22 protein-coding genes are annotated in these 24,218 nt (G+C 59.7%); 7 read left to right on the top strand and 15 right to left on the bottom strand.

Annotated elements, in window-relative coordinates:
- Positions 1-178 precede the first annotated feature (178 nt).
- A complete protein-coding gene (locus tag ICA16_RS17080; protein WP_210701100.1) occupies positions 179-1,381 on the top strand; it encodes a multidrug effflux MFS transporter in 1,203 nt (400 codons plus the stop codon).
- Positions 1,382-1,384: 3 nt separating this feature from the next.
- Here the strand turns inward: ICA16_RS17080 and ICA16_RS17075 are convergent, their stop codons facing one another.
- Both ICA16_RS17075 and ICA16_RS17070 read right to left on the bottom strand, forming a co-directional pair.
- The gene (locus ICA16_RS17075) at positions 1,385-1,558 is read right to left on the bottom strand and encodes a hypothetical protein (protein ID WP_191626421.1); all 174 of its coding nucleotides are present in this window, start codon (positions 1,556-1,558) and stop codon (positions 1,385-1,387) included.
- 153 nt (positions 1,559-1,711) lie between these two features.
- Entirely contained in the window at positions 1,712-2,725 is a 1,014-nt protein-coding gene (locus tag ICA16_RS17070) for a zinc-binding alcohol dehydrogenase family protein (RefSeq protein ID WP_150617916.1), read from the bottom strand.
- A gap of 115 nt (positions 2,726-2,840) precedes the next feature.
- On the opposite strand from ICA16_RS17070, the gene ICA16_RS17065 reads away from it, so the two are divergent.
- Positions 2,841-3,770, top strand: a complete 930-nt coding sequence (locus ICA16_RS17065; protein WP_150617915.1) for a LysR family transcriptional regulator — start codon at positions 2,841-2,843, stop codon at positions 3,768-3,770.
- A 317-nt stretch (positions 3,771-4,087) separates the two neighbouring features.
- Positions 4,088-4,819 (top strand): ArsR/SmtB family transcription factor, encoded by a 732-nt coding sequence (locus ICA16_RS17060; RefSeq protein WP_150617914.1) that lies wholly within the window; start codon positions 4,088-4,090, stop codon positions 4,817-4,819.
- A 159-nt stretch (positions 4,820-4,978) separates the two neighbouring features.
- On the opposite strand, the gene ICA16_RS17055 is transcribed toward ICA16_RS17060, so the two are convergent.
- The 3 genes from ICA16_RS17055 to ICA16_RS17045 form a co-directional block, all read right to left on the bottom strand.
- A complete protein-coding gene (locus ICA16_RS17055; RefSeq protein ID WP_210701099.1) occupies positions 4,979-5,932 on the bottom strand; it encodes an adenosine deaminase in 954 nt (317 codons plus the stop codon).
- An 80-nt stretch (positions 5,933-6,012) separates the two neighbouring features.
- Positions 6,013-6,978 (bottom strand): 2-oxoglutarate and iron-dependent oxygenase domain-containing protein, encoded by a 966-nt coding sequence (locus ICA16_RS17050; RefSeq protein ID WP_150617913.1) that lies wholly within the window; start codon positions 6,976-6,978, stop codon positions 6,013-6,015.
- A gap of 159 nt (positions 6,979-7,137) precedes the next feature.
- Complete coding sequence (locus ICA16_RS17045) at positions 7,138-8,211, bottom strand: BMP family ABC transporter substrate-binding protein (protein ID WP_042557520.1); 1,074 nt, start codon at positions 8,209-8,211, stop codon at positions 7,138-7,140.
- Positions 8,212-8,499: 288 nt separating this feature from the next.
- On the opposite strand from ICA16_RS17045, the gene ICA16_RS17040 reads away from it, so the two are divergent.
- Complete coding sequence (locus ICA16_RS17040) at positions 8,500-9,591, top strand: calcium:cation antiporter (RefSeq protein WP_150602517.1); 1,092 nt, start codon at positions 8,500-8,502, stop codon at positions 9,589-9,591.
- 117 nt (positions 9,592-9,708) lie between these two features.
- On the opposite strand, the gene ICA16_RS17035 is transcribed toward ICA16_RS17040, so the two are convergent.
- From ICA16_RS17035 to ICA16_RS17025, 3 genes are all read right to left on the bottom strand, one after another.
- Entirely contained in the window at positions 9,709-11,067 is a 1,359-nt protein-coding gene (locus tag ICA16_RS17035) for an 8-oxoguanine deaminase (protein ID WP_115145867.1), read from the bottom strand.
- 282 nt (positions 11,068-11,349) lie between these two features.
- Positions 11,350-12,036 carry an SDR family oxidoreductase gene (locus ICA16_RS17030; RefSeq protein WP_150602515.1) on the bottom strand — a complete coding sequence of 229 codons (687 nt, stop codon included), beginning with the start codon at positions 12,034-12,036 and terminating at the stop codon, positions 11,350-11,352.
- Positions 12,037-12,053: 17 nt separating this feature from the next.
- Positions 12,054-12,410: a MerR family transcriptional regulator gene (locus ICA16_RS17025; protein WP_150602514.1), complete on the bottom strand. Its 357-nt coding sequence runs from the start codon at positions 12,408-12,410 to the stop codon at positions 12,054-12,056.
- 84 nt (positions 12,411-12,494) lie between these two features.
- On the opposite strand from ICA16_RS17025, the gene ICA16_RS17020 reads away from it, so the two are divergent.
- Positions 12,495-12,941, top strand: a complete 447-nt coding sequence (locus ICA16_RS17020; protein WP_210701098.1) for a hypothetical protein — start codon at positions 12,495-12,497, stop codon at positions 12,939-12,941.
- Between the two features lie 40 nt (positions 12,942-12,981).
- On the opposite strand, the gene ICA16_RS17015 is transcribed toward ICA16_RS17020, so the two are convergent.
- The 7 genes from ICA16_RS17015 to ICA16_RS16985 all read right to left on the bottom strand — a co-directional run bounded on the left by ICA16_RS17015 (position 12,982) and on the right by ICA16_RS16985 (position 20,952).
- Positions 12,982-13,908: an ABC transporter permease gene (locus ICA16_RS17015; protein WP_210554179.1), complete on the bottom strand. Its 927-nt coding sequence runs from the start codon at positions 13,906-13,908 to the stop codon at positions 12,982-12,984.
- Positions 13,908-15,014, bottom strand: coding sequence for an ABC transporter permease (locus ICA16_RS17010; RefSeq protein ID WP_210701097.1), 1,107 nt, complete (start codon positions 15,012-15,014; stop codon positions 13,908-13,910). Before ICA16_RS17010 ends, ICA16_RS17015 begins: the two co-directional genes overlap by 1 nt.
- 13 nt (positions 15,015-15,027) lie before the next feature.
- Entirely contained in the window at positions 15,028-16,575 is a 1,548-nt protein-coding gene (locus ICA16_RS17005; protein WP_210701096.1) for an ABC transporter ATP-binding protein, read from the bottom strand.
- A gap of 618 nt (positions 16,576-17,193) precedes the next feature.
- Positions 17,194-17,775, bottom strand: a complete 582-nt coding sequence (locus ICA16_RS17000) for an IMPACT family protein (protein ID WP_150617872.1) — start codon at positions 17,773-17,775, stop codon at positions 17,194-17,196.
- A gap of 7 nt (positions 17,776-17,782) precedes the next feature.
- Entirely contained in the window at positions 17,783-18,433 is a 651-nt protein-coding gene (locus tag ICA16_RS16995; protein WP_150617871.1) for a TetR/AcrR family transcriptional regulator, read from the bottom strand.
- Positions 18,434-18,521: 88 nt separating this feature from the next.
- Positions 18,522-19,910 carry a uracil-xanthine permease family protein gene (locus tag ICA16_RS16990; protein WP_150602508.1) on the bottom strand — a complete coding sequence of 463 codons (1,389 nt, stop codon included), beginning with the start codon at positions 19,908-19,910 and terminating at the stop codon, positions 18,522-18,524.
- 121 nt (positions 19,911-20,031) lie between these two features.
- A complete protein-coding gene (locus ICA16_RS16985) occupies positions 20,032-20,952 on the bottom strand; it encodes a LysR family transcriptional regulator (RefSeq protein ID WP_210701095.1) in 921 nt (306 codons plus the stop codon).
- Between the two features lie 138 nt (positions 20,953-21,090).
- On the opposite strand from ICA16_RS16985, the gene aptA reads away from it, so the two are divergent.
- The gene (aptA, locus tag ICA16_RS16980; protein ID WP_150617868.1) at positions 21,091-22,440 is read left to right on the top strand and encodes an omega-aminotransferase AptA; all 1,350 of its coding nucleotides are present in this window, start codon (positions 21,091-21,093) and stop codon (positions 22,438-22,440) included.
- Between the two features lie 76 nt (positions 22,441-22,516).
- Positions 22,517-24,010, top strand: a complete 1,494-nt coding sequence (locus ICA16_RS16975) for a CoA-acylating methylmalonate-semialdehyde dehydrogenase (RefSeq protein WP_210701094.1) — start codon at positions 22,517-22,519, stop codon at positions 24,008-24,010.
- The last annotated feature ends 208 nt before the right edge of the window (positions 24,011-24,218 follow it).

Genomic DNA, 24,218 nt, shown 5'->3' with positions numbered 1-24,218 from the left:
ATCGCAGCCTTCGGCAACTCCTACAGGGGATTTGCGTTGCTCTTGTAGGAGCTGCCGAAGGCTGCGATCTTTTGATCTTGATATCCGGATTTCTGATTGTTAGCCAGCTATCGGAATGTTCAAGGCGTCCATGCCCGGCTAGACTGTCGGGCTGCCGACTTGCCAACCTGGATGCCTGATGAACTTTCGTACCATTCTGATTCTCGGAGCCTTGACCGCTTTCGGTCCGTTGGCGATCGACTTCTATTTACCTGCATTTCCGTCCATGGCGCTCGCGTTCGGCACCGACGAGAAGCACGTGCAGATGACGTTGGCAGCGTATTTTCTCGGTCTGTCCATCGGCCAACTGGCTTACGGCCCGGTAGCCGATCGCTTCGGTCGACGGGTTCCGTTGCTCATAGGTCTGGCGCTGTTCACTCTGGCATCACTTGCCTGTGCTTATGCACCGAACCTGGAATGGCTGATCGGCGCACGTTTCGTCCAGGCGTTGGGCGGTTGTGCGGGGATGGTGATCGCCCGGGCGGTGGTCAGCGATAAATGCGACGCCGTGGGCTCGGCGAAAGTCTTCTCGCAGTTGATGCTGGTGATGGGCCTGGCGCCGATTCTGGCGCCGATGCTCGGCGGACTGTTGGTCAATACCACCGGCTGGCAGTCGATCTTTTTGGTGCTGACCGGGTTCAGCGCGTTGGCAGGTCTGGCCGTGGCGCTCGGTCTGCCGGAAAGTATGCCCGCAGACATGCCGCGCCAGCCGCTGTCCGGTGCACTGCGCCAGTATGGACGGCTGCTGAAGGATCGGATTTACCTCGGCCACGCCCTGACCGGCGGCATCGCGATCGCCGGAATGTTTGCTTACATTGCCGGCTCACCGTTCATCTTCATCAAACTGTATGGCGTTCCGGCCGAGCATTTCGGCTGGCTGTTCGGTACGAACGCGGCGGGGTTCATTCTGGTAGCGCAGGTTAATGCGCGGTTGTTGGCCAAGCGTGGCCCGGCGTTTCTGTTATCGCGTGCGGTCTGGGTTTACTTGGCTGCCGGGCTGACACTGCTGGCCGTCAGCGCCTTGCACACCGATGCGCTTTGGCCGTTGTTGATTCCATTGTTCATCTGCGTGTCCAGCCTCGGCTGTATCAGCCCTAACGCTGCCGCCTGCGCGATGAACGGGCAGGGCGCGCGCGCCGGCAGCGCCTCGGCGTTGCTCGGTTGCATGCAATTCAGTGTCGCGGCCGGGGCCTCGGCACTGGTGGGGGTATTGCACGATGGCACAGCCGTGCCGATGGCCATCGTCATCAGCGTGTGCGGTTTTCTGGTGGTGATCGTCGCGATTCTTACCCGACGTCTGCAAAATGCCCGAGCCCTGGCTCAGGCCCAGGCCGAGGCTTGAACCTCAGCCTGCCGCGCGTTGCTGGCCGTGATCGGGAATCTTGTGTGGCGCGCAGAGTCGCGCTTCGAGGGTGCGAGTGAAGGCCAGCGCTTCGGCTTCACTGCGGAATGTCACGGCGTGCTGGTCGAGTCGAACCTGCCATTGAGACTTTGCCACTTCTTTTATCAGGATCTTCATTGCTGACCTCCCTTGCGTAAAAGATGTATCGCAGAGGTTTCGATTGTAGACCTGAATACGATCGCAATTGTGACAACGGTCAAGCATCTGACTGACGGCAAAAGAAGATCGCAGCCCTTGCAGGAGCTACCTCAGACTGCGATCTTCTGATCCTTAGAAACCTTCTAAAACAATTTTCCCCTTGGCTTTGCCGCTTTCCAGCAACTCATGCGCGCGACGCAGATTCGCCGCATTGATCGTGCCGAAGTGCTCGCCGACGGTCGTCTTCAACGTGCCTGCATCAATCAACTCGGCCACGCGGTTGAGCAGCTTGTGCTGTTCGATCATGTCTGGCGTCTCGAACAGCGAACGGGTGTACATGAACTCCCAGTGCAGCGACAGGCTCTTGCGCTTGAGCTTGGTCACGTCCAGCGACTTCGGGTCGTCGATCAGCGCCAGTTTGCCTTGCGGCGCCAGGGCCTCGACCAGTTGATCCAGGTGCTGATCGGTCTGAGTCAGGCTGGCGACGTGGGTCACGTTATTGATGCCGGCGCGTTTGAGTTCTTCGCTCAGCGGCTGGCTGTGGTCGATGACCAGATCCGCCCCCAGTTCGCTGACCCAGTCGCGGGTCTGTGGACGGGAGGCGGTGCCGATCACTTTGAGGCCGGTCAGTTGCTTGGCCAATTGGGTGAGGATCGAACCGACGCCACCCGCCGCACCGACGATCAGCAGGCTCTGGCCATTATCGATATGGCCTTCGCTGACTTGCAGGCGTTCAAAGAGCAACTCCCATGCGGTTATCGCGGTCAGCGGCAGGGCCGCGGCTTCGGCGAAACCGAGGGACTTGGGCATATGGCCGACGATACGCTCATCGACCACATGCAGTTCGCTGTTGCCGCCCGCGCGGGCGATGGAGCCAGCGTAGAAAACCTTGTCGCCAGCCTTGAACAGCGTCACCTCGCTGCCAACTGCCTTGACCACGCCGGCCACGTCCCAGCCCAGCACTTTCGCGGCCCCGTCTTCAGGCGCCACATTCTGCCGCACCTTGGTGTCGACCGGGTTGACCGAAATGGCTTTGACCTCCACCAGCAAGTCGCGCGGGCCGGCTACTGGCTCAGGCAGATCGATGTCTTGCAGTGATTTGGCGTCGCTGATGGGCAGTGAGGCGTAGTAGGCAATGGCTTTCATGGAGGGCTCCGCACAGGTAGTAGAAGACAGGGCTGATGATTAGCTATTTCTCTGCGAGATAAAACCGGCTAAAAGAGCAGTCTCTTTCAATATTTTTTTGATAATCGAGGCTGGAATGCTGCGTTTCGATGACTTGCAATTGTTTGTCCGGGCAGCGGATCTGGGCAGCCTGTCGGCGGCGGCGCGGGTGATGGATATGTCCGCCGCGGTGGCCAGCGCGGCGCTGAAACGTATCGAACAGCAACTCGGTGCGCGTCTGCTCGCCCGTTCGACGCGCAGCTTGCGCCTGACGGCCGAGGGTGAAGGCTTTCTCGAATACGCTCGGGCGGCGTTGAGCAATCTCGAGGAGGGGCGACGTTTGCTGGCCAGCGGGCAGGATCAGGTCAGCGGAGTCTTGCAGCTGTCGGCGCCTTCCGACTTTGGCCGCAACCTGTTGCTGCCGTGGCTCGACGAGTTCCAGCGCGAGCACCCGAAACTGACCGTGCGCTTGCTGCTCGGCGACCGCATTGCCGACCTGTTTCGCCAGCCGGTGGACATCGCCCTGCGTTATGGCGAGCCGGAAGATTCCAGCCTGATCGCCTTGCCCATCGCGCCGCACAATCGTCGCGTGCTTTGCGCATCCCCGGCGTACCTGGCGCGGCACGGCGAACCGCGGCAACTCGAACAACTGGCCCAGCACAATTGCCTGTTGTTCATGCTCGGCAGTCGGGTCCATGACCACTGGAGCTTCACTGACGGCAAGCGCGAAGTCAGCCTTACTGTCACGGGTGACCGCTTCAGCGACGACGCCGACGTGGTACGTCTGTGGGCCGTGGCGGGCGCCGGCATTGCCTACAAATCCTGGCTGGACGTGGGCGCCGATGTTCTCGCCGGGCGCCTCAAAGTGCTATTGCCGGAGCTGCTGTGTGAGCGCGCTCCGCTGAACTTGTTGTGCGCCCATCGCGCACAATTGAGTAAGCCTGTGAACCTTTTAAGGGAGATGCTCGCCAGCCGTTGCGCTGATTTGAGTAGTCAATTTCCCGCTTTCTCGAAAGTTGATCATTAGTCGCAGGTAAATAGAGAAATTTCTGTCAGGAACAATCACCACCCGTGCAGTCCGCAGCGCGGGACGGCGCGTGCATCCCGCTTATACTAGCGCCCGCCTCATGCCAGTACCGAAACCCGGCCCCGAACGCCTTCAATGCCGAGCTGCCTTGTTTAATTGCGGGTACTGCCGCGGTTGCGGGTTCGGCGCCGGAACATGTTGTGTCAATGGCCTGCCTTGCCCCGGCTCAGGGCGTTTTTCGCGTCTTGGCCGCCGACTCATTACTGGTCAAGATGTCTCCGAGCAGTAGACGATACGATTCCACAGGGAGTGAATACATGGAACATGCACCTTGCATCAGCCAGATCGCCACGTTGCTGGCCGACCCCAAGCGCAGCGCGATGATGTGGGCGTTGATGGATGGCTCGGCCCGGCAGACCGAGGAGCTTGCGCTACTGGCAGGGCTGTCGCCGTCGTCGGCCAGCGCGCATCTGGCACGGCTGGCCGCTGGCGGACTGCTGAAGGTTGAAGTCCGTGGGCGTAAACGGTTTTTCCGCCTCTCGGCACCGGAGGTAGGGGCTGCGATCGAAGCGCTGGCCAGCGCCACCATCGCCAGTGCCCCGCGAGAAGTCGCCGAGGTGTTCAAACGTAAGACACCGATGGCCAAGGTTGCGGCGGCGCCGTCTTCACTGTTGCGCGCTCGTTTCTGTGATGACCACCTGGGCGGCACACTGGCCGCCGATCTGTATCAGCGCCTGCTCGACGCCGGCTGGATCGAACAGCTTGAGCAACGCGTGGTGGTGACCCATAAAGGCGCGAACAAGTTGGCCGGCCGTGGCGTGTTCATCCAGGCGCTGGCCCATCGCAACGTGCAGGTAGCCTGTGCCTGCCCGGACTGGAGCGAGCGTCGTCCGCACATGGGTGGGTCACTCGGCGCGGCGTTGCTGCAGTTGTTCATGCAGTCCGGTTGGCTGACCTTGCCCCATGACTCGAGGGCGTTGCAACTGACCGCTATTGGCCAGCGAGAACTGCATCGATTTGCCAAGGAAACAGAGCTGGAACTGGCGTAGCAGAGCGTGTGAAATCTTTGCCTGAGCCCGAATCCATGAGCTAACACTGTACCTGTGGGAGCGGGCTTGCCCGCGATAGCGGTCCGTCAGTCAACAATGATGTTGGAATTGATGGCCTCATCGCGGGCAAGCCCGCTCCCACAGGTTTTTGTATTGCTCTTAAGGTTTTACCAGACGTGCATCCAGGCTGTTCTGCGCCAGGCGTTTGGCCTGATCCTGGGTCATGCCCAAATGTTCGTACAGCGCATGGTAGTTCTCGGTGACGTAACCACCGAAATACGCCGGGTCATCGGAGTTCACAGTCACCTTCACGCCACGCTCAAGCATGTCGAGGATGTTGTGCTGCGACATGTGATCGAACACGCAAAGCTTGGTGTTCGACAGCGGGCACACGGTCAGCGGGATCTGCTCGTCGATGATCCGCTGCATCAGGCGCTCGTCTTCGATGGCGCGTACGCCGTGGTCGATGCGCTGGATTTTCAGCAGGTCGATGGCTTCCCAGATGTATTCCGGCGGGCCTTCTTCACCGGCGTGGGCGACGGTCAGGAAGCCTTCGTGACGGGCACGATCGAACACGCGCTGGAACTTGCTTGGCGGATGGCCCATTTCGGAGCTGTCCAGACCTACGGCGACAAACGCGTCACGGAACGGCAGCGCCTGATCGAGGGTTTTCTCGGCTTCTTCTTCGCTCAAGTGGCGCAGGAAGCTGAGGATCAAACCGCTGGTGATGCCCAGTTGCTGCTCGCCATCCTTCAACGCGGCGGCGATGCCGTTGAGCACCACTTCGAACGGGATGCCACGGTCGGTGTGGGTCTGCGGGTCGAAGAACGGTTCGGTGTGAATCACGTTCTGCGCCTTGCAGCGCAGCAGGTAGGCCCAGGTCAGGTCGTAGAAGTCCTGCGAGGTGCGCAGCACATCGGCGCCTTGGTAATACAGGTCGAGGAATTCCTGCAGATTGTTGAAGGCGTAAGCCTTGCGCAGGGTTTCGACGTCGTTCCACGGCAGGGCGATCTTGTTGCGTTCGGCCAAAGCGAACAGCAACTCAGGCTCCAGCGAGCCTTCCAGATGCAGGTGCAGTTCGGCCTTGGGCAGGGCGTTGAGCCAGTCGTACATATTCTTTTCTCATCAGGTGCAATGACGGCATTCTACAGATGCTTGCTGAAATAATTGGCAAAACCTGACCAAGCGATCCGTCACACCGCTTCCTGTTCCCGTCGATAAGCGTAGGTATCGGCGAAGCGCGACAGCAGGAATTCAGCACAAGTGGTCGTCGGATATTTCGCCGGGTGTTCTGCGCTCTGGCAACCGGGCAGGCACTCGATACGGGTGTCCGGGTGAGGCTCGGCAAAGAACGGCATCGAGTAGCGATCCACCCCGAGCGGGCTGATCACCCGGTGCGGTGTCGAGCGATATCGGTCATTGCTCCAGCGCGCCATCATGTCGCCGAGATTGACCACAAACGTCCCGTCAATCGGTGGAGCGTCGATCCACTCGCCTTTGACGTTCTTCACTTGCAAGCCGCCGGCGCTGTCCTGATAGAGCAGGGTGATGCAGCCGTAATCGGTGTGCGCCCCGGCGCCTTGCTGCTCGGCGGAACTGGCGGTGTGACGCGGCGGGTAATGGATCATGCGCAGCACACTCACGGGCTCAAGAAAGCGCTTGTCGAAGAAGTCGCGTTCTATGTCCAGGGCAAGGGTCATGGCGCGAAGTAGCGTTTGCGCGAGGGCCTGCATGTCCAGGTAGTGCTGTTCCATCAGCGCCTCCCAACCGGGAATTGCCGGATGGCGGTTGGGCCCGCGCAAGGGTTTTTCCGCCAGCACTTCGGGATGGTTCGCCGACAGGTGCAGGCCCATGTCAAAGGTTTCTTTGAGGTCGCTGGGTTTGTCCGGGTCGAGCTGTTCGGTGGCGACGGCGCCGTAGCCTCGATGGTGGCGGGTCTGGGTGATGTCGATCTTGAGCTTCTCTGCCGCCGGCAGATCGAAAAAACGCTGCGCGTGATCGAGCAGCGCGTCGATGCGCTGGGCTGTGATCGGATGACCTTTGATGTAGAAGAAACCCCACTCGCGGCAAGCGTGGTCGATCTGCTCGGCAACGGCGGGCCAGGCGTTTTGGTTGTCGGTGTAGAGCGGGCTGATGTCGATGATCGGAAGACTGTTCATACGTTTGTCCTGATGCAACTCAGATTGAAAAGCAACGGAGATCTCTGTGGGAGCTGGCTTGCCAGCGATAGCAATCTCCCAGGCAACAATGATGTTGAAGGTGATGGCCTCATCGCTGGCAAGCCAGCTCCCACAGGTTCGGTGGTGTTTCTGGGAGAATTACTTCGGCATCTCAGCCTTCATGCCTTCCACGTAATAGTTCATCGACGCCAGTTCCGCCGTGGTCGCACTCACACCCGCGGGGATTTTCTCGACCCCGGCCTGATCCTTGATCGGCCCGGTAAACGGCTGCAACGCACCGCTCTTGATATCGGCAATGATCTGCTCGGCCTCGGCTTTGACCGGTGCTGGCACCAGGTCGCTGATCGGCAGTTCAACCGTGCCTTCCTTCAGCCCGCCCCAGTAATCCTGAGACTTCCAGCTGTGATCGATCACGCTTTGAGTCGCCTGAATGTAGTGCGGCGCCCAGTCGTTGACGATCGAGGTCAGCACCGCTTTCGGCCCGAAGTGCGCCATGTCCGAGGCGTAACCCACCGCATACACGCCGCGACGTTCGGCGGCCTGAATCGGTGCCGGGCTGTCGGTGTGCTGGAACACCACGTCGACGCCCTGATCGATCAGCGCGTTGGCTGCATCGGCTTCCTTGCCCGGATCGAACCACGAATTGACCCACACCACTTTGATCTCGGTGCCGGGGTTGTACTTGTTCAGGGCCAGTTGAATGGCGTTGATGTCGCGGATCACTTCCGGGATCGGGAAGGAGGCGACGTAGCCGATCTTTTTGGTCTTGGTCATCTTCGCCGCGAGGAAGCCGCCGACGTAACGGCCCTCGTAGGTGCGCGCCAGATAGGTGCCGAGGTTCTTGTCCTGCTTGTAGCCGGTGGCGTGCTCGAAGGTCACCTTGGGAAATTGTTTGGCAACTTTCAGCGTCGGGTTCATGTAACCGAAGGACGTGGTGAAGATCAGGTCGTACTTGTCCTTCGCCATGTTGCGGATCACCCGCTCGGCGTCGGCACCTTCGGCGACGTTCTCCACGTAGTTGGTGGTGATCTGCGCGCCGAACTTCTCCGCCAGCGCCTTGCGCCCCTGTTCATGCTGATACGTCCAGCCGTGGTCACCGATCGGGCCGATGTAGACGAAACCGACCTTCAGCGGATCGGCAGCGCTGGCGCTCAGACTTATCCCCAGACCAATGGCGGCGCACAGCAGTTTGTGCAGCGGACGTATTTGCATGAATTGGAGCTCCATTTTGTTGTGTGTGGTCAGGGGCAATGCAAATTGCTGACCAACAGGACAACAAACCCGTCCGGAATCGCATGAAGGCTATCGCGAGCAGGCTCACTCCTACAGGTAATAGCGTTCCCCTGTAGGAGTGAGCCTGCTCGCGATGGGGCCGGTGAGGCCAATAAAAGTGCATCGGTTGAAACGGCTGCTTTCGGCTGGTGCGCTAATGTGTAACGAAACGTTAGCGCCGCGCCGTAGTCAGTAGCTCATTCGAATCTTTGGCAAAAAAGGCCCGCCATGCTCTCAATCCTCAAGCAAGAAAGCTTTCTGCTGCTGGCCCTGCTCGCCGCAGTCGTCGCTTATCCGTTGGAACACTGGATGCTGCACAGCGGCCAGATCGTCGCGCTGACTGCCGGTCTGGTGCTGATCGCGTTCATCGTCGCCGCTTCGATGCGCGTCGCCCATCACGCCGAATTGCTCGCCGAAAAGGTCGGCGACCCATACGGCACGATGATCCTCACGCTGGCCGCCGTGCTGGTGGAAGTGGTGATTCTGGCGATCATGATGAGCAACGAAGCGTCGCCCACGCTGGTGCGCGACACGATTTATTCGGCAGTGATGCTCGACATCAACGGCATCCTCGGCCTCGCTGCGCTGATGGGCGGGATCAAGCATGGCGAGCAGTCCTACAACGACGATTCGGCGCGCAGTTACAGCGTAATGATCCTCACCGCGATGGGCGTGTCGATGGTGGTGCCGGAGTTCATTCCCGAGGCCAACTGGAAGATATATTCGGCGTTCACCATCGGTGCAATGGTGGTGCTTTACGCGCTGTTTTTGCGCATGCAGGTCGGCCCGCACAGTTACTTTTTCAGCTACAGCTACCCGGACAAACGTCGCAAGAAAGAACCGCAGGACGCGCAGGCGAAAGCACCGAGCATCGGCCTGTCGATCGGCATTCTGGTGTTCGGCATTGTGGTGATCGGCGCATTGGCCGAGGTGATGTCCAAGACCCTCGATCTGGGCCTGGAAGGGACGGGCGCTCCTCCAGTGATCACGGCGATTCTGGTGGCGGCGATTTCGGCGGCGCCGGAGATTTTGACCGCGTTGCGGGCGGCGCTGGCCAATCGCATGCAGTCAGTGGTCAATATTGCGATGGGTGCGTCACTGTCGACGGTGATCCTCACCGTGCCGGTGATGGAAGCGATGGCGCTGTACACCGGTCAACCCTTTCAGATGGCGATGACACCGGTGCAGACGGTGATGATCTTTCTCACATTGATCGTCAGTGCGATCAATCTCAATGACGGCGAGACCAATGCTATTGAAGGCATGACGCACTTTGTGTTGTTTGCGACCTTCATCATGCTGTCCCTGCTGGGCCTTTAAGCCCGCCACACCCCCCCCTGTAGGAGCTGCCGCAGGCTGCGATCTTTTGATCTCGTTTTTCAAAACACAATCAAAAGATCGCAGCCTGCGGCAGCTCCTACAGGGGATCGCGGTGAATCAGGTGCCGGCGATCAACTGGCGAGCCGCCTGGCTGTGATCGGCGATCAGGCCTTTCAGATCCAGCCCTTCGACCTGGCCATCAACCACGCGCCACTTGCCGCCAATCATCACCCGATCCGCCCGGTCTGCGCCGCACAGCAGCAGCGCCGAAATCGGATCGTGGCTGCCAGAGAAGCGCAGTTCATCGAGCTTGAACAACGCCAGATCCGCCTGTTTGCCCACCGCCAGTTCACCAATGTCGGTACGACCCAACAGACTCGCCGAGCCCTTGGTCGCCCAGCCCAGCACGCGCTCCGGGGTGATCTTCTCGGCGCCGTAACGCAGGCGCTGGATGTACAGCGCCTGACGCGCTTCGAGGATCATGTTCGATGCATCGTTGGACGCCGAGCCATCCACGCCCAGACCGAACAGCGCACCGGCGTCGGTCAAATCAATGCTTGGGCAAATGCCCGAGGCCAAACGCATGTTCGAGCTTGGGCAATGACAGATGCCGGTGCCGGCCTGACCGAGGCGGGCGATTTCGTCCGGGTTGAAGTGGATGCCGTGGGCCAGCCAGGTGCGCGGGCCGAGCCAGCCGACGCTGTCCAGATAATCCACGGTGCGCAGGCCGAAACGCTGCAGGCAGAAATCCTCTTCGTCGAGGGTTTCGGCCAGGTGCGTGTGCAGGCGCACGTCGAGTTTGTTCGCCAGTTCGGCGCTGGCCGACATGATTTCCGGCGTCACTGAAAACGGCGAGCACGGTGCCAGAGCGATCTGGATTTGCGCACCGTCGCCACGCTCGTGGTACTCGTGGATCAGGCGCTGACTGTCGTCGAGAATCACCTGGCCTTCCTGCACGGTCTGCTGCGGCGGCAGGCCGCCGTCCTTCTCGCCGAGGCTCATCGAGCCACGGGTGAGCATGGCGCGCATGCCCAGTTCTCGCACGGTTTCGACTTGCACGTCGATGGCGTTTTCCAGACCGTCCGGAAACAGATAATGATGGTCGGCAGCGGTGGTGCAACCCGACAGCAGCAACTCGGCCAACGCGACTTTGGTGGCGAGGGCGAGTTTTTCCGGCGTCAGCCGTGCCCACACCGGGTACAGGGTTTTCAGCCACGGGAACAACGGCTGATTGACCACCGGCGCCCAGGCGCGTGTCAGGGTTTGATAGAAGTGATGGTGGGTGTTGATCAGGCCCGGCAGGATCACATGCTCGCGGGCATCGAACACTTCATTGCATGGCGCCGACGGCTGTTGACCGGCGGCAAGCACTTCGACGATCACGCCGTCTTGCAGCACCAGACCGCCACGGGCATCGAGCTCGTTGGAGGTGAAAATGGCGAGGGGGTTTTTTAACCAGGTACGGGTCGCAGGCATTGTCGCCGGCTCCTCTGAAAGTGGGTTCAGGGTTGCCAGCTCAGTGTTGCCCTGTCTGCTGATCCAGGTTCGCCGCGACGGACGAGGTGCGCAGTTTCAAACAAATCGTTGCGCCGGGCAAGCCCCACCCGACAGGACAACACCCCGCCCAACTCAAACCATAACGTGACGACCCCTGTAGGAGCTGCCGAAGGCTGCGATCTTTTGATCTTGTTTTTTACAATCAAAAGATCGCAGCCTACGGCAGCTCCTACAGGTATTTGCGGATAGAGAAACCCGGGATTACCAGGGAATGGTTTCGCCTTTGTAATTGACGAAGTGATGTCCGCCCTTGCCGGTAAACGCATTCACCTGATCGATCAGACCGCGTGTGCTGGTGTCCACATCAAGGTCAGCCCCTTCACCGCCCATGTCGGTCTTCACCCAACCCGGATGCAGCGACAGTACGGTCAGTTTTTGCTCGCCCAATTGCGTGACAAAACTGTTGGTCATCGAGTTCAGCGCAGCCTTGCTCGCCTTGTACAGCGCCAGTTCCGGCGCATCCGGCATGGTCACGCTGCCGAGTACCGAACTCATGAACGCCAGCACGCCGCTGCCATCGCGGATCTGTCCGGCAAAGCGTTGCGCCAGATTGATCGGCGCCACCGCGTTGGTGAAAAACAGCTGACCGACTTCCGCCAGGGTCGCGCCGCCCGGGGTCTGTACGGCCGGGCCTTTGACCCCGGCATTGACGAACAGCAGGTCGAAAGTTTCGCCCTTCAACTGTTGGCTCAAGGCGATCACCGCCTGCTGGTCATCCATGTCGAGCTTCTCGATCCGCACGTTGCCCAGCGCTTGCAGCGCCTGGGCATTCGAGGGATTGCGCACGGTGGCGGTCACTTGCCAGCCGTCGCCCAGCAGGGTCTTCACCAACCCGAGGCCCAAGCCTCGGGAGGCGCCGATGATCAGTGCGTTTTTTGCCTGGGACATGATGGGTTCCTTGAAAGTCAAAGTTCAGGATTCAATGGACACGCCTGACCGAGCCGTAGTTGCAACTCATGCCGTAGCGCGTCGAGTTCGCTCATGCGGGTTTCAATCAGTAGCAGCTTGTCGCGCAGCAATTGCGCCACAGCGTTTTGCGGATCGGGCGCGTTCCACAGTGCGGCAACGCTGTCGCCGATCTCGCCGAGGGTAAAACCCAGGCGCTGCGCCGTCTTGATGTAGAGCACCAGTTGCAGCATTTCCGGCGGGTAGTCGCGATAACCATTGGCACTGCGTTGCGCCGCGATCAATCCGCGTTGCTCATAGAAACGCAGCGTGTCGCGACTGACTGCGCTGGCCTGTGCCAATTCACCGATGCGCATTTGTGATGCTCTGAAGAGGGCTTGACCCTGGAGCATACTCCAGGCTTTAACGTGGTTGCTCCTCAAATTTCTGGAGCATGGACGATGTGGACTTCAACACAATATCGAAACGTGGTGCGCGGCAGCGCCTGGTACGACCTGATCGTCACGGCGGCGTTTGTGACGCCGTGGAGTTTTGCTTTTTTGCATGGGGTTTTCGCGGCGCTGAGTCAGACGATGGATTTGCCGGGTGAGTTGCCGGCGTTCGCGCCGATGCACATGTTGATGGCGAATATGTTGGGTTCGGTGGTTTGTGTGTGGGCGGTGCTGCGGATTCGTGATCCGCAGGCGCTTTATGGACGTTATGACGCGGTGGCGCGGTTTCTGTTTGCGGCTTGGCAGGGGTATGCCTTGCTGCATGGCGCCAGTTCGATTCTGTTGGTTTTCCTCGTCTTCGAACTGGCGTGGGGCATCGCTCAGGTGTTGCCTGTTGAAAAGCCATCGCGAGCAGGCTCACTCCTACAAGTGAATTGTGAACCCGATCCAATGTAGGAGTGAGCCTGCTCGCGATAGGGCCAACAAGGTCAATGCATCAATGCCCCGCCTGCCAAGGCTGCCCCAACGACACCGGCGCATACAACCGTGTGCGCAGCGCATCGCGCGACAACAACACCAACACCACAATCGTCGCCACGTACGGCAGCATCGCCAGCAGGCTCGACGGAATCGCCAAACCCAACCCCTGCGCCACCAGGTGCAGGATGCTGGCGAGGCCGAACAGATAGGCGCCCAGCAACAACCGCCACACCCGCCAACTGGCAAATACCACCAGCGCCAAAGCAATCCAGCCACGCCCGGCCGTCATGTTTTCCGCCCACATCGGCGTATACGCCAGCGACAGATACGCCCCGGCCAGCCCGGCCATCGCGCCGCCGAAAAGCACTGCCAGGGTGCGCACGGTCAACACCGGCAAGCCCATCGCACTGGCCGCATCCGGGTTCTCGCCGACCGCTTGAATGATCAGCCCGACGCGGCTTTTGATGATCACCCACGCCACCAGCGCAAACAGCGCAAACGACAGATACACCAGCAGATCCTGCGCGAACAGCATCCGTCCGATCAGCGGAATTTCACTCAGATACGGAATCGCCAACGGCTCGAATCCAGCCAATGGTTTGCCGACCCACGCCGCCCCCACGAAAGTCGACAACCCCACGCCAAAAATCGTCAGGGCCAACCCGGTCGCCACCTGATTGGCGTTGAACACCAGCGCCACCAAAGCAAACAGCGACGACAGCAACATCCCGGCGAGCATCGCCAGCAATACGCCAAGCCACAGGTTGCCGCTGTTGAGCGCGACGATAAAACCGATCACCGCACCAAACAGCATCATCCCTTCCTGACCGAGGTTGAGCACGCCGCTCTTCTCGCAGATCAGTTCACCCAGCGCCACCAACAGCAGCGGCGTGCCGCAACGCACCATCGCGAAGAAAATATTGCTCAGCAGATCGATATCCATCACAGCGCTCCGGCGGTTACGGTGGGGGTCTGTGTGCGCCGTGCCCAGCGCAGATTCAGGCGTGGTCGATAGAGAATCAGCACATCACTGGCGAGCAGGAAAAACAGCATCATTCCCTGAATCAGTTGCGTGATCGCTTGCGGCAGATTGAGGCTCATCTGCGCGTTCTCGCCACCGATGTACAGCAGCGCCATCAGCAAACTTGCGAACAGAATTCCGATGGGGTTGAGCCGCCCGAGAAACGCCACGGTGATCGCCGCGTAGCCATAACCCGGTGACACTTGCGGCACCAATTGGCCGATCGGGCCGGTGACTTCGCAGACCCCGGCAAGCCCCGCCAACCCGCCGCTGATCAACAGGGCAAGCCAGATCAAACGCTTCTCGCGAAAGCCGACGAACCCTGCCGCACGCTTGTCGAGCCCGAGCACTTTGATCTGGAAACCGATAAAACTCTTCTGCAACAACACCCACACCGCGACCAGCGCGAGCAGGGCGAAATACACCCCGGCATGCACGCGGCCATCCTCCAGCAACAGCGGCAAACGGCTGGCGTCGCCGAACATTGCCGACTCGGGAAAATTGAAACCGGCGGGATCCTTCAGCGGCCCATGTACGCAGAACAGCAGCAAGTTCAGCGCGATGTAATTGAGCATGATGCTGGTGAGGATTTCGTTGGCGTTGAAGCGTGTGCGCAGCCATGCGGTGAGCCCCGCCCATGCGGCGCCGGCGACGGTGCCGGTCAGCAGAATCAGCACCAGCGCCCAACGGCTTTGCATGTCGATGATGTTGACCGCCAAGGCACTGCCGGCGAGTGCGCCCAGCAGCAATTGACCTTCGGCGCCGATGTTCCAGATTCGCGCTTGGTAGGCCACCGCCAGGCCCAGCGCGCAGAGCAGAATCGGCAAGGCTTTGACCAGTAATTCCGAAACGCCGTACAAGTCGCTGACCGGCGCGATCAGCAGCGTATGCAAGGTTTGCAGCGGATCATGACCGAGGGCGATGAACAGCAGCGAACCGCAACCGAGCGTCAGCGCCGCCGCCAACAGCGGTGAGCACCAGAGCATCAGGCGCGATTGCTGGCCACGGGGTTCGAGGGAAAGCAGCATGTTTGAAACTCCGTTAAACCGTGGCGTGTTGTTGAGGGGCATCGAACTGACCGGCCATCCATCCGCCGACGTCGCTTAACTGTGTGTCCGTGGTGTTTTGCAGCGCCGACAGCTTGCCGCCACACAAGGCGCCGAGGCGGTCGCTGATCTGGAACAGTTCATCGAGGTCTTCGGAAATCACCAAAATCGCCGCGCCGGCGTCGCGCAAGGCGATCAACGCGCGGTGGATGGTCGCGGCGGCGCCGACGTCGACGCCCCAGGTCGGGTGCGCGGCGATCAGCAGTTTTGGTTGCTGGAGGATTTCCCGGCCGAGGATGAATTTCTGCAGATTGCCGCCGGACAGGCTGCGGGCGGCGGTTTGCGTATTCGGCGTTTTTACCCCGAAGCGCTGGATGATTTGCTGGGCGAGGGCTTCGACTTTGCCGCGTTCGATCAAACCGTTGCTCACCAGCCCTTGTTGGAAGGCTGTCAGCAGCGCGTTGTCGGCCAGACTCAACTCCGGCACCGCACCATGGCCGAGACGCTCTGCCGGGACGAAAGCCAGACCGAGTTTGCGTCGTGCATCGGGGCGTAAATCAGCAACGGCCTGATGACCGAAACGAATCTTTTCGACTTCGGCCCGTGGCAGCGTTTGCTCGCCACTGAGCAGGGCAAGCAGTTCATCCTGGCCATTGCCCGCGACTCCGGCGATGCCAACGATTTCACCGCTGCGCACCTGCAAGTCGATACCTGTCAGTGAGCAGCCAAACGGGTCCGGGTTATGCCAGCTCAAACCGCTGACCTGCAAAAACACCGCGCCACCGCTGGCCTTTGGATAGTCGCCAATCAACGCCGCCGCTTCGCCCACCATCATCTGCGCCAACTGTTGATCCGAGCATTCGGCCGGTACGCAATGCCCGGCTACCCGCCCGCCGCGCAAGACCGTGGCGCTGTGGCACAAGGCGCGAACCTCACCGAGCTTGTGGCTGATAAACAAAATGCTGCAACCCTCGGCGGCGAGACGGCGCAGGGTGATGAACAAATCGTCGGCCTCCTGCGGCGTCAGCACTGAAGTCGGTTCGTCGAGGATCAGCAGCCGGATGTCCTGCATCAGGCAGCGAATGATTTCCACCCGTTGCCGCTCGCCGATCGACAGGCTGTGGACAAGTCGCTCAGGCTCCAGCGCCATGCCGTAGCGCCGCGAGACTTCGCGAATCTTTGGCTCAAGCTGTTTCGGTGTGCCCGCTGCCGCACCCATTGCCAAGGCAATGTTCTGCGCCACGGTCAGAGTTTCGAACAGCGAGAAATGTTGGAAGACCATGCCGATCCCCAGCTGTCGCGCCTGGGCCGGATTGCGCATGTTCACGCGCTGTCCTTGCCAGAGCATCTCGCCCGCGTCGGCCTGAGTGACGCCGTAGATGATCTTCATCAGCGTGCTTTTGCCTGCGCCGTTCTCACCGAGCAGCGCATGGATTTCACCAGGCGCAATGCTCAGATCAATGGCGTCATTGGCCAGACATCCGGGGTAGCGTTTGCTGATATGGCGCAGTTGCAGGCGCGGGACAGGGGGGGCGATGGACATGACAGGCTCGACTTGCTTGGAGTTGTGCCTGTGGATAAAGCAATTTCCTGGCCATTGAGTCAGGAAGTCCGCCACGCATCGCCTCCCAGCATTTGGTGCAGAGCTGGCGAGGTCAAATCCCGGTGATGCCAAGCACCAATTGAGAGCAAAGCTGATGATCAGGCTCCAGTTTTGCTCGTCGGCAATTGATCAAAAAACGAGCAAACTCATTGGAGCTATACAGCATCGGCGACTGCGACAGCCATGAACGGGTTATCCACAGGTTGTTCCACAGTTATTGTGCGCAAGCTGAAATCCCGGGCATAAGCACCGCGGTGCTTTCTTCTAATGGTGATAAACCAAGATAACTGATTGTTTTTGCGTGGGATTTGCATTTCGTCGGGGGAATTGAACGAAAAGTGAACAAATCGCGCAAAGCCGCATGACAGAAGGGTTACAGCGGTATGTGCTCAGGTTATCCACAGCCGGGTGCACAGCCGATGTGGGCAAGTCCGGGTAATAACGGAAAAGGGTGATGCCCTAAAAGATCGCAGCCTTCGGCAGTTCCTACAGGGGAATGCATTTCAAGTGTAGGACCTGCGGAACGCTCGGGCCGCGATCGGACGATCTTTTGATCTTTTATCGTTGAAGCAAAATCCGCCCACGACTCAAATCGGCTAGCTGCGTTTGCAAGACCTCGATCTGCGCTTCCCCCACAGCTAACTTCAACTCAACGCCGTTTGCCGTGAAGTTTTCTTCGACAATCAACCCACCCAGATCCGCTACCCGCAACTTCACCAGCGCCAACTCGGCAAAACCACAGGCACAACTCAACGGCACGCGGCTGATCAACTCGACTTTCGCCGCCGTTTGCAGGCACTTGTTCGCTCCGCCGCCATAGGCCCGGGCCAATCCCCCCGTGCCGAGTTGAATGCCGCCGTACCAGCGGATCACCAGCACCGCGACCTGATCGCAATCCTGCGCTTCAATCGCCGCCAGTATCGGTCGCCCGGCCGTGCCGCCCGGTTCGCCGTCGTCATTGCTGCGATATTGATCGCCGAGTTTCCACGCCCAGCAATTGTGCGAGGCGTTCAAGTCGCTGTGCTGTTCGAAGAACGCCTGCGCGTCAGCGGGGCTGCTGATCGGTGCAGCGAAAGTGATAAAGCGGCTTTTGCGAATCTCTTCGCGGTACTCGCAAAAACCGCTGAGGGTGAAAGGCATAAACGTCTTATAGAGAAGGAGTGAGGCCGCAGCCTTTGAGAATGATGCGGATCAGGTTGTTGCCGGCGTCTTCCATGTCCTGCTTGGTCAACTTGCTGCGCCCGCTGACGCGGCAGATCTGCGTGGCGAAGTCGGCGTAATGCTGGGTGCTGCCCCACAACAGGAAGATCAGGTGCACCGGATCCACCGGGTCCATTTTGCCGGCATCGATCCACGCCTGAAACACCGCCGCGCGGCCCTGGAACCAAGCGCGGTAATCCTGGTTGAAATATTCGCTCAGACATTCGCCGCCACTGATCACTTCCATCGCAAAGATTCGCGAGGCTTGTGGCTGGCGACGGGAGAATTCCATTTTGGCGCGGATGTAACGGGTCAGCGCTTCAGCCGGATCGTCTTCGGCGGTGAGAGTGTTGAAGGTGCTGTCCCACAACTCGATGATGTTGCTCAGCACCGCTACGTACAGCCCCAACTTGTTGGTGAAGTAGTAATGCAGGTTCGCCTTGGGCAACCCGGCATTCTGCGCGATGGTGTTCATGCTGGTGCCTTTGTACCCGTGACGGGCGAACTCGTCTTCGGCGGCTTTGAGAATGGTCTCTTCGTTCTTCTGACGAATGCGGCTGGCGGGCTTGCCGCCGTGAGCGGGGACTTCAAAGGTCATAGGCACTTCCGGGTTTGTCTGTGGGTGCAACCAGTTGCGTTGATAGCGCACCCACACGTATCCGACAAGTCCTGAAACGATAAAACCGTTACGCCTGTTCGATCTTGTTCAGCGGCGCATGTACTTCAGTGGGGGCTGGTTTTGCTTCCGGCAGCAGCAGACAAAGGATGATTGCCGTCAGCCCGCCGCTGGTAATCGCCGAGTCGAACAGGTTTTGCACCAGTTTCGGTAGCAGGTGCAGCAGGTTCGGTTGCGCGGCGATGCCCAGGCCGACGCCGAACGACGTGGCGATGATCAGCATGCTGCGCCGATCCAGCGGCGATTGCGCGAGGATGCGCACACCCGCAGCGGCGACGGCACCGAACATCACCAGAGTGGCGCCGCCGAGTACTGGTTTAGGGATCTGTTGCAGCACTGCACCGATCATTGGAAACAGGCCGAGACAAAACAGAATCGCGCCGATGTATAGGCCAACGTAACGGCTGGCAACGCCGGTCAACTGGATCACGCCGTTGTTCTGCGCAAACGTGGTGTTGGGGAAGGCGCTGAACGTTGCGGCGATCATGCAGCTCACGCCATCACCCAGTACACCACCGCGCAAGCGGCTTATATAAGAAGGGCCGCTGATGGGTTGACGGGCGAGCATGCAATTGGCGGTGAGGTCGCCGACGGTTTCGATGGTGCTGATCAGATAAATCAGCGCGACCGGCAGGAACGCGGTCCAGTCGAAGCTGAATCCGAACTTGAACGGTGTAGGAAAACTCACCAGCGGCAAGTCAGGCAACGGCTGCGGAACCAGTTTCCCACTGAACCACGCCGCCAGGCTGCCGAGCACCAAGCCGATGATGATTGCCGACAACCGCACCCACGGCGTGTTCGAGCGGTTGAGCAAAATGATCGTCAGCAACACGAACACGCCCAGCGCCAGATTGCCCGGCGCGCCGAAGTCCGGGGCATTGAAGCCACCGCCGAGATCTGTAATGCCGACCTTGATCAGACTGATGCCGATCAGCGTGATGACAATCCCGGTCACCAGCGGCGTGACCACCCTGCGCAATTGACCAATGAAACGGCTGAGCACGATCTGCACAATCGCGCCGAAAAAACACACGCCAAAGATCATCGCCAGAATGTCTTCCGGACTGCCGCCGCGCTGCTTGACCAGAAACCCGGCCGACAGCACCGCGCCGAGAAAGGCGAAACTGGTGCCTTGCAGGCAGATCATCCCTGCGCCAATCCCGAACGGGCGGCGTGCCTGAATAAACGTGCCGACCCCGGACACCATCAGCGCCATGCTGATCAGGTAAGGCAAATGCGCGGTCAGCCCGAGCGCCGAGCCGATCACCAGCGGCGGGGTGATGATGCCGACGAAACTGGCGAGCACGTGTTGCAGGGCGGCAAGGGTCGCGGCCAGCGGTTTGGGGCGGTCGTTGAGGCCGTAGATCAAGTCGCTGGACGGTTCAGAATCTGGCTGCATGGCGTTGGGCTTCTTGTTGAAGGATCGGGATTGATCCTGCTTTGCAAAAAGCTGTCCACTTGCTCAGGTTATTGGTTAATTTTGTCTCTAGGGCCTAACGTGGCTGGGCGTTTGTTGGTTTTCAACGTGTTGCCGCCAGACTCTCCAGAAAGCTTTCCAGCACCAAATGAGGGCGCCGGCCCTTGCGCGTGACCGATGCCAGACTCAAATCATAAAAACGTGTATCGGCCTTGAGTGCGCGTAAACGCCCTTGCTGTACCCAAAGGCTGGCGTAATGATCCGGCAGATAACCAATGTAGCGCCCGGTCAGAATCAGAAACGCCATGCCCTCACGGTCGGAAGCGCTGGCAGTGCAGTTGAGCGCTTGATAGTGCGCCTGGATTTCCGCCGGCAAACGAAACGTCGGGGCAATGGCGTCCTGACTATTTAGGCGTTCGTCATCGAGTTGTTTGTCATCGACATAAAACAGTGGATGACCGACCGCGCAATAAAGTAGCGAACGCTCGCTGTACAGCGGCTGATACTCCAGACCCGACAGCGCACTGGCCTGCGGCACCACGCCGACATGCAGACGACCGTCGAGCACGCCTTGTTCGACTTCATTCGGCGCGATCATGCGGATCTGGATTTGCACATCCGGCCCGCGCTCCTTCAATTGGGCGAGGGCGTGAGTGATGCGCATGTGGGGCAGGGTGACCAGGTTATCGGTCAGGCCGATGATCAGTTCGCCTCGCAAGTGCTGGTGCAGGCCGTTGACCTCGGTGCGAAAACTTTCCAGCGCACTCAATAGCTGCAGGGCTGATTGATAGACCTCGCGACCTTCTTCGGTCAGCGAGAATCCAGCGCGGCCACGCTGACATAAACGTAAACCGAGGCGTTGCTCCAGATCGCTCATTTGCTGGCTGATTGCCGAGCGCCCGATGCCGAGCACGGTTTCCGCTGCCGAGAAGCCGCCGGATTCCACCACGCTGCGAAAGATCCGCAGCAGGCGAATATCAAAGTCACTGACCTGGGCCAGCGGATCGGGACGGCGGCTGCTCATGTTTAATCGCTCAAAGTTTAGTGATGCTCTAACTGAAGGTTAGAAGAGTTGGATTTCACCGACTTTATCCGCGTGGCAATTTAGCTGCAACAACGACTTTTATCTCCCTGAAGCTTAAGCCCTGCGAGGTTTTGCCCGATGAACATGCCCGAAAACGCTCCGTCGCCACTGGCCAGCCAATTGAAGCTAGACGCGCACTGGATGCCGTACACCGCCAACCGTAACTTCCAGCGCGATCCGCGACTGATCGTTGGTGCCGAAGGCAGTTGGCTCATCGATGACAAAGGCCGCAAGGTGTACGACTCGCTGTCGGGTCTGTGGACCTGCGGCGCCGGGCATACCCGCAAGGAAATTCAGGAAGCGGTTTCCAAACAGTTGGGCACCCTCGATTACTCGCCGGGTTTCCAGTACGGCCATCCGTTGTCCTTTCAACTGGCCGAAAAAATCACTGACCTGACCCCAGGCAACCTGAACCATGTGTTCTTCACCGACTCCGGCTCCGAGTGCGCCGACACCGCGGTGAAAATGGTCCGTGCCTACTGGCGTCTGAAAGGTCAGGCGACCAAAACCAAAATGATCGGCCGTGCCCGTGGTTATCACGGTGTGAACATCGCCGGTACCAGCCTCGGCGGCGTCAACGGCAACCGCAAGCTGTTCGGTCAGTCGATGATGGACGTCGATCACCTGCCGCACACGCTGCTGGCGAGCAATGCGTTCTCTCGTGGGATGCCGGAACAGGGCGGTATCGCCCTGGCCGACGAGTTGCTGAAGCTGATCGAACTGCACGACGCGTCGAACATCGCCGCGGTGTTCGTTGAACCGATGGCCGGCTCCGCCGGTGTGTTGGTGCCGCCGCAGGGTTACTTGAAGCGTCTGCGCGAGATTTGTGATCAGCACAACATCCTGCTGGTCTTCGACGAAGTGATCACCGGTTTCGGCCGCACCGGTTCGATGTTTGGTGCCGACAGCTTTGGCGTCACCCCGGACCTGATGTGCATCGCCAAACAAATCACCAACGGCGCGATCCCGATGGGCGCGGTGATTGCCAGCTCCGAGATCTATCAGACCTTCATGAACCAGGCGACCCCGGAATACGCCGTGGAATTCCCGCACGGCTATACCTACTCGGCGCACCCGGTGGCGTGCGCTGCTGGCCTGGCATCGCTGGATCTGCTGCAAAAGGAAAACCTGGTGCAAAGCGTTGCCGAAGTCGCCCCGCATTTCGAAAATGCGTTGCACGGTCTGAAAGGTTCGAAGAACGTCATCGACATCCGCAACTACGGCCTGGCCGGTGCGATTCAGATTGCCGGTCGTGATGGCGATGCCATCGTGCGTCCATTCGAAGCGGGCATGGCCCTGTGGAAAGCCGGGTTCTACGTGCGCTTCGGCGGCGACACCCTGCAGTTCGGCCCGACCTTCAACAGCAAGCCGCAAGACCTCGATCGTCTGTTCGACGCGGTCGGCGAAGTGCTGAACAAGCTCGACTGATTTTTCCTTCTATATATACCTACAAACGGCGGGTGCCCCTCGTGGGCATCCGCGGACAAGAATTCAGGAGTTTTCGATGAGCGTTATCCCGCATTTGATCAATGGTGAACTGGTAACCGAGAACGGTCGCGCGGTTGATGTATTCAACCCGGCTACCGGCCAGGCGATCCACAAGCTGCCACTGGCCACCCGCGAAACCATCCAGAAAGCCATCGATGCCGCCAAGGCTGCGTTCCCGGCCTGGCGCAACACGCCGCCGGCCAAGCGTGCCCAGGTGATGTTCCGCTTCAAGCAACTGCTGGAGCAGAACGAAGCGCGCATCTCGCAATTGATCAGCGAAGAACACGGCAAGACCCTGGAAGACGCTGCCGGTGAACTGAAGCGCGGTATCGAGAACGTCGAGTTCGCCTGCGCCGCCCCGGAAATCCTTAAGGGCGAGTACAGCCGCAACGTCGGCCCGAACATCGACGCATGGTCGGACTTCCAGCCGCTGGGCATTGTTGCCGGTATCACGCCGTTCAACTTCCCTGCCATGGTGCCGCTGTGGATGTACCCACTGGCGATCGTCTGCGGCAACTGCTTTATCCTCAAACCGTCCGAGCGTGATCCGAGCTCCACGCTGCTGATCGCTCAGCTGCTGCTGGAAGCGGGTCTGCCGAAAGGCGTAATGAGCGTGGTGCACGGTGACAAGACCGCGGTAGACGGGCTGATCGAAGCGCCGGAAGTCAAAGCGCTGAGCTTCGTCGGTTCGACGCCGATTGCGGAATACATCTATGCCGAAGGCACCAAGCGCGGCAAACGCGTTCAGGCACTGGGCGGCGCGAAGAATCATGCGGTGCTGATGCCGGATGCCGATCTGGACAACGCGGTCAGCGCACTGATGGGCGCGGCTTACGGTTCATGCGGTGAGCGTTGCATGGCGATTTCGGTAGCCGTGTGTGTGGGCGACCAGGTTGCGGATGCGCTGGTGGCCAAACTGGTTCCACAGATCAAGGCGCTGAAAATCGGTGCCGGCACTTCCTGCGGTCTGGACATGGGGCCGCTGGTTACCGGTCAGGCTCGCGACAAAGTCAGCGGTTATGTGGATGACGGCGTGGCGGCGGGCGCGACTCTGGTGGTCGACGGTCGTGGTCTGAGCGTGGCGGGCCATGAAGAAGGCTTCTTCCTGGGTGGCTGCCTGTTCGACAACGTCACCCCTGAGATGCGCATCTATAAAGAAGAGATCTTCGGTCCGGTGCTGTGTGTTGTTCGCGTCAACAGCCTGGAAGAGGCCATGCAACTGATCAACGATCACGAATACGGTAATGGCACCTGCATCTTCACCCGTGATGGTGAAGCGGCGCGTCTGTTCTGTGATGAGATTGAAGTCGGCATGGTTGGCGTCAACGTTCCTCTGCCGGTGCCGGTTGCTTATCACAGCTTCGGTGGCTGGAAGCGTTCGCTGTTCGGCGACCTGCATGCTTACGGCCCGGATGGCGTGCGCTTCTATACCCGTCGCAAGGCGATCACTCAGCGCTGGCCGCAGCGTGCGAGCCATGAGGCTTCGCAGTTCGCATTCCCTAGCTTATAAGTAGAAGGGCATGCAGAAGGCCGACCTTTTAAGGTCGGCCTTTGCGTTTTCGGGCTTTTTTGACTGATATGACAGAATTATGAAAATAGCGGTTGACGGCAGATTCCAGACGTCTATAATTCGCCCCACTTCCGGCGCAGTCGAAACGGAAAACTCCTTGAGATTCAATGAGTTGAGTAGGTTTCGAGAGCGGGTCGCTTCAGTTCAT

The sequence above is a fragment of the Pseudomonas anatoliensis genome (assembly GCF_017976235.1).
In the GTDB taxonomy this organism is placed as follows: Bacteria; Pseudomonadota; Gammaproteobacteria; order Pseudomonadales; family Pseudomonadaceae; genus Aquipseudomonas; species Aquipseudomonas anatoliensis.
The sequence above is the reverse complement of the archived record's forward strand: the minus strand, read 5'-3'. Positions and strand labels throughout refer to the sequence as shown.

Coding starts and splice junctions, on each gene's coding strand:
- ICA16_RS17080 (WP_210701100.1), top strand. CDS start 179: ATGAACTTTCGTACCATTCTGATTCTCGGAGCCTTGACCGCTTTCGGT.
- ICA16_RS17075 (WP_191626421.1), bottom strand. CDS start 1,558: ATGAAGATCCTGATAAAAGAAGTGGCAAAGTCTCAATGGCAGGTTCGA.
- ICA16_RS17070 (WP_150617916.1), bottom strand. CDS start 2,725: ATGAAAGCCATTGCCTACTACGCCTCACTGCCCATCAGCGACGCCAAA.
- ICA16_RS17065 (WP_150617915.1), top strand. CDS start 2,841: ATGCTGCGTTTCGATGACTTGCAATTGTTTGTCCGGGCAGCGGATCTG.
- ICA16_RS17060 (WP_150617914.1), top strand. CDS start 4,088: ATGGAACATGCACCTTGCATCAGCCAGATCGCCACGTTGCTGGCCGAC.
- ICA16_RS17055 (WP_210701099.1), bottom strand. CDS start 5,932: ATGTACGACTGGCTCAACGCCCTGCCCAAGGCCGAACTGCACCTGCAT.
- ICA16_RS17050 (WP_150617913.1), bottom strand. CDS start 6,978: ATGAACAGTCTTCCGATCATCGACATCAGCCCGCTCTACACCGACAAC.
- ICA16_RS17045 (WP_042557520.1), bottom strand. CDS start 8,211: ATGCAAATACGTCCGCTGCACAAACTGCTGTGCGCCGCCATTGGTCTG.
- ICA16_RS17040 (WP_150602517.1), top strand. CDS start 8,500: ATGCTCTCAATCCTCAAGCAAGAAAGCTTTCTGCTGCTGGCCCTGCTC.
- ICA16_RS17035 (WP_115145867.1), bottom strand. CDS start 11,067: ATGCCTGCGACCCGTACCTGGTTAAAAAACCCCCTCGCCATTTTCACC.
- ICA16_RS17030 (WP_150602515.1), bottom strand. CDS start 12,036: ATGTCCCAGGCAAAAAACGCACTGATCATCGGCGCCTCCCGAGGCTTG.
- ICA16_RS17025 (WP_150602514.1), bottom strand. CDS start 12,410: ATGCGCATCGGTGAATTGGCACAGGCCAGCGCAGTCAGTCGCGACACG.
- ICA16_RS17020 (WP_210701098.1), top strand. CDS start 12,495: ATGTGGACTTCAACACAATATCGAAACGTGGTGCGCGGCAGCGCCTGG.
- ICA16_RS17015 (WP_210554179.1), bottom strand. CDS start 13,908: ATGGATATCGATCTGCTGAGCAATATTTTCTTCGCGATGGTGCGTTGC.
- ICA16_RS17010 (WP_210701097.1), bottom strand. CDS start 15,014: ATGCTGCTTTCCCTCGAACCCCGTGGCCAGCAATCGCGCCTGATGCTC.
- ICA16_RS17005 (WP_210701096.1), bottom strand. CDS start 16,575: ATGTCCATCGCCCCCCCTGTCCCGCGCCTGCAACTGCGCCATATCAGC.
- ICA16_RS17000 (WP_150617872.1), bottom strand. CDS start 17,775: ATGCCTTTCACCCTCAGCGGTTTTTGCGAGTACCGCGAAGAGATTCGC.
- ICA16_RS16995 (WP_150617871.1), bottom strand. CDS start 18,433: ATGACCTTTGAAGTCCCCGCTCACGGCGGCAAGCCCGCCAGCCGCATT.
- ICA16_RS16990 (WP_150602508.1), bottom strand. CDS start 19,910: ATGCAGCCAGATTCTGAACCGTCCAGCGACTTGATCTACGGCCTCAAC.
- ICA16_RS16985 (WP_210701095.1), bottom strand. CDS start 20,952: ATGAGCAGCCGCCGTCCCGATCCGCTGGCCCAGGTCAGTGACTTTGAT.
- aptA (WP_150617868.1), top strand. CDS start 21,091: ATGAACATGCCCGAAAACGCTCCGTCGCCACTGGCCAGCCAATTGAAG.
- ICA16_RS16975 (WP_210701094.1), top strand. CDS start 22,517: ATGAGCGTTATCCCGCATTTGATCAATGGTGAACTGGTAACCGAGAAC.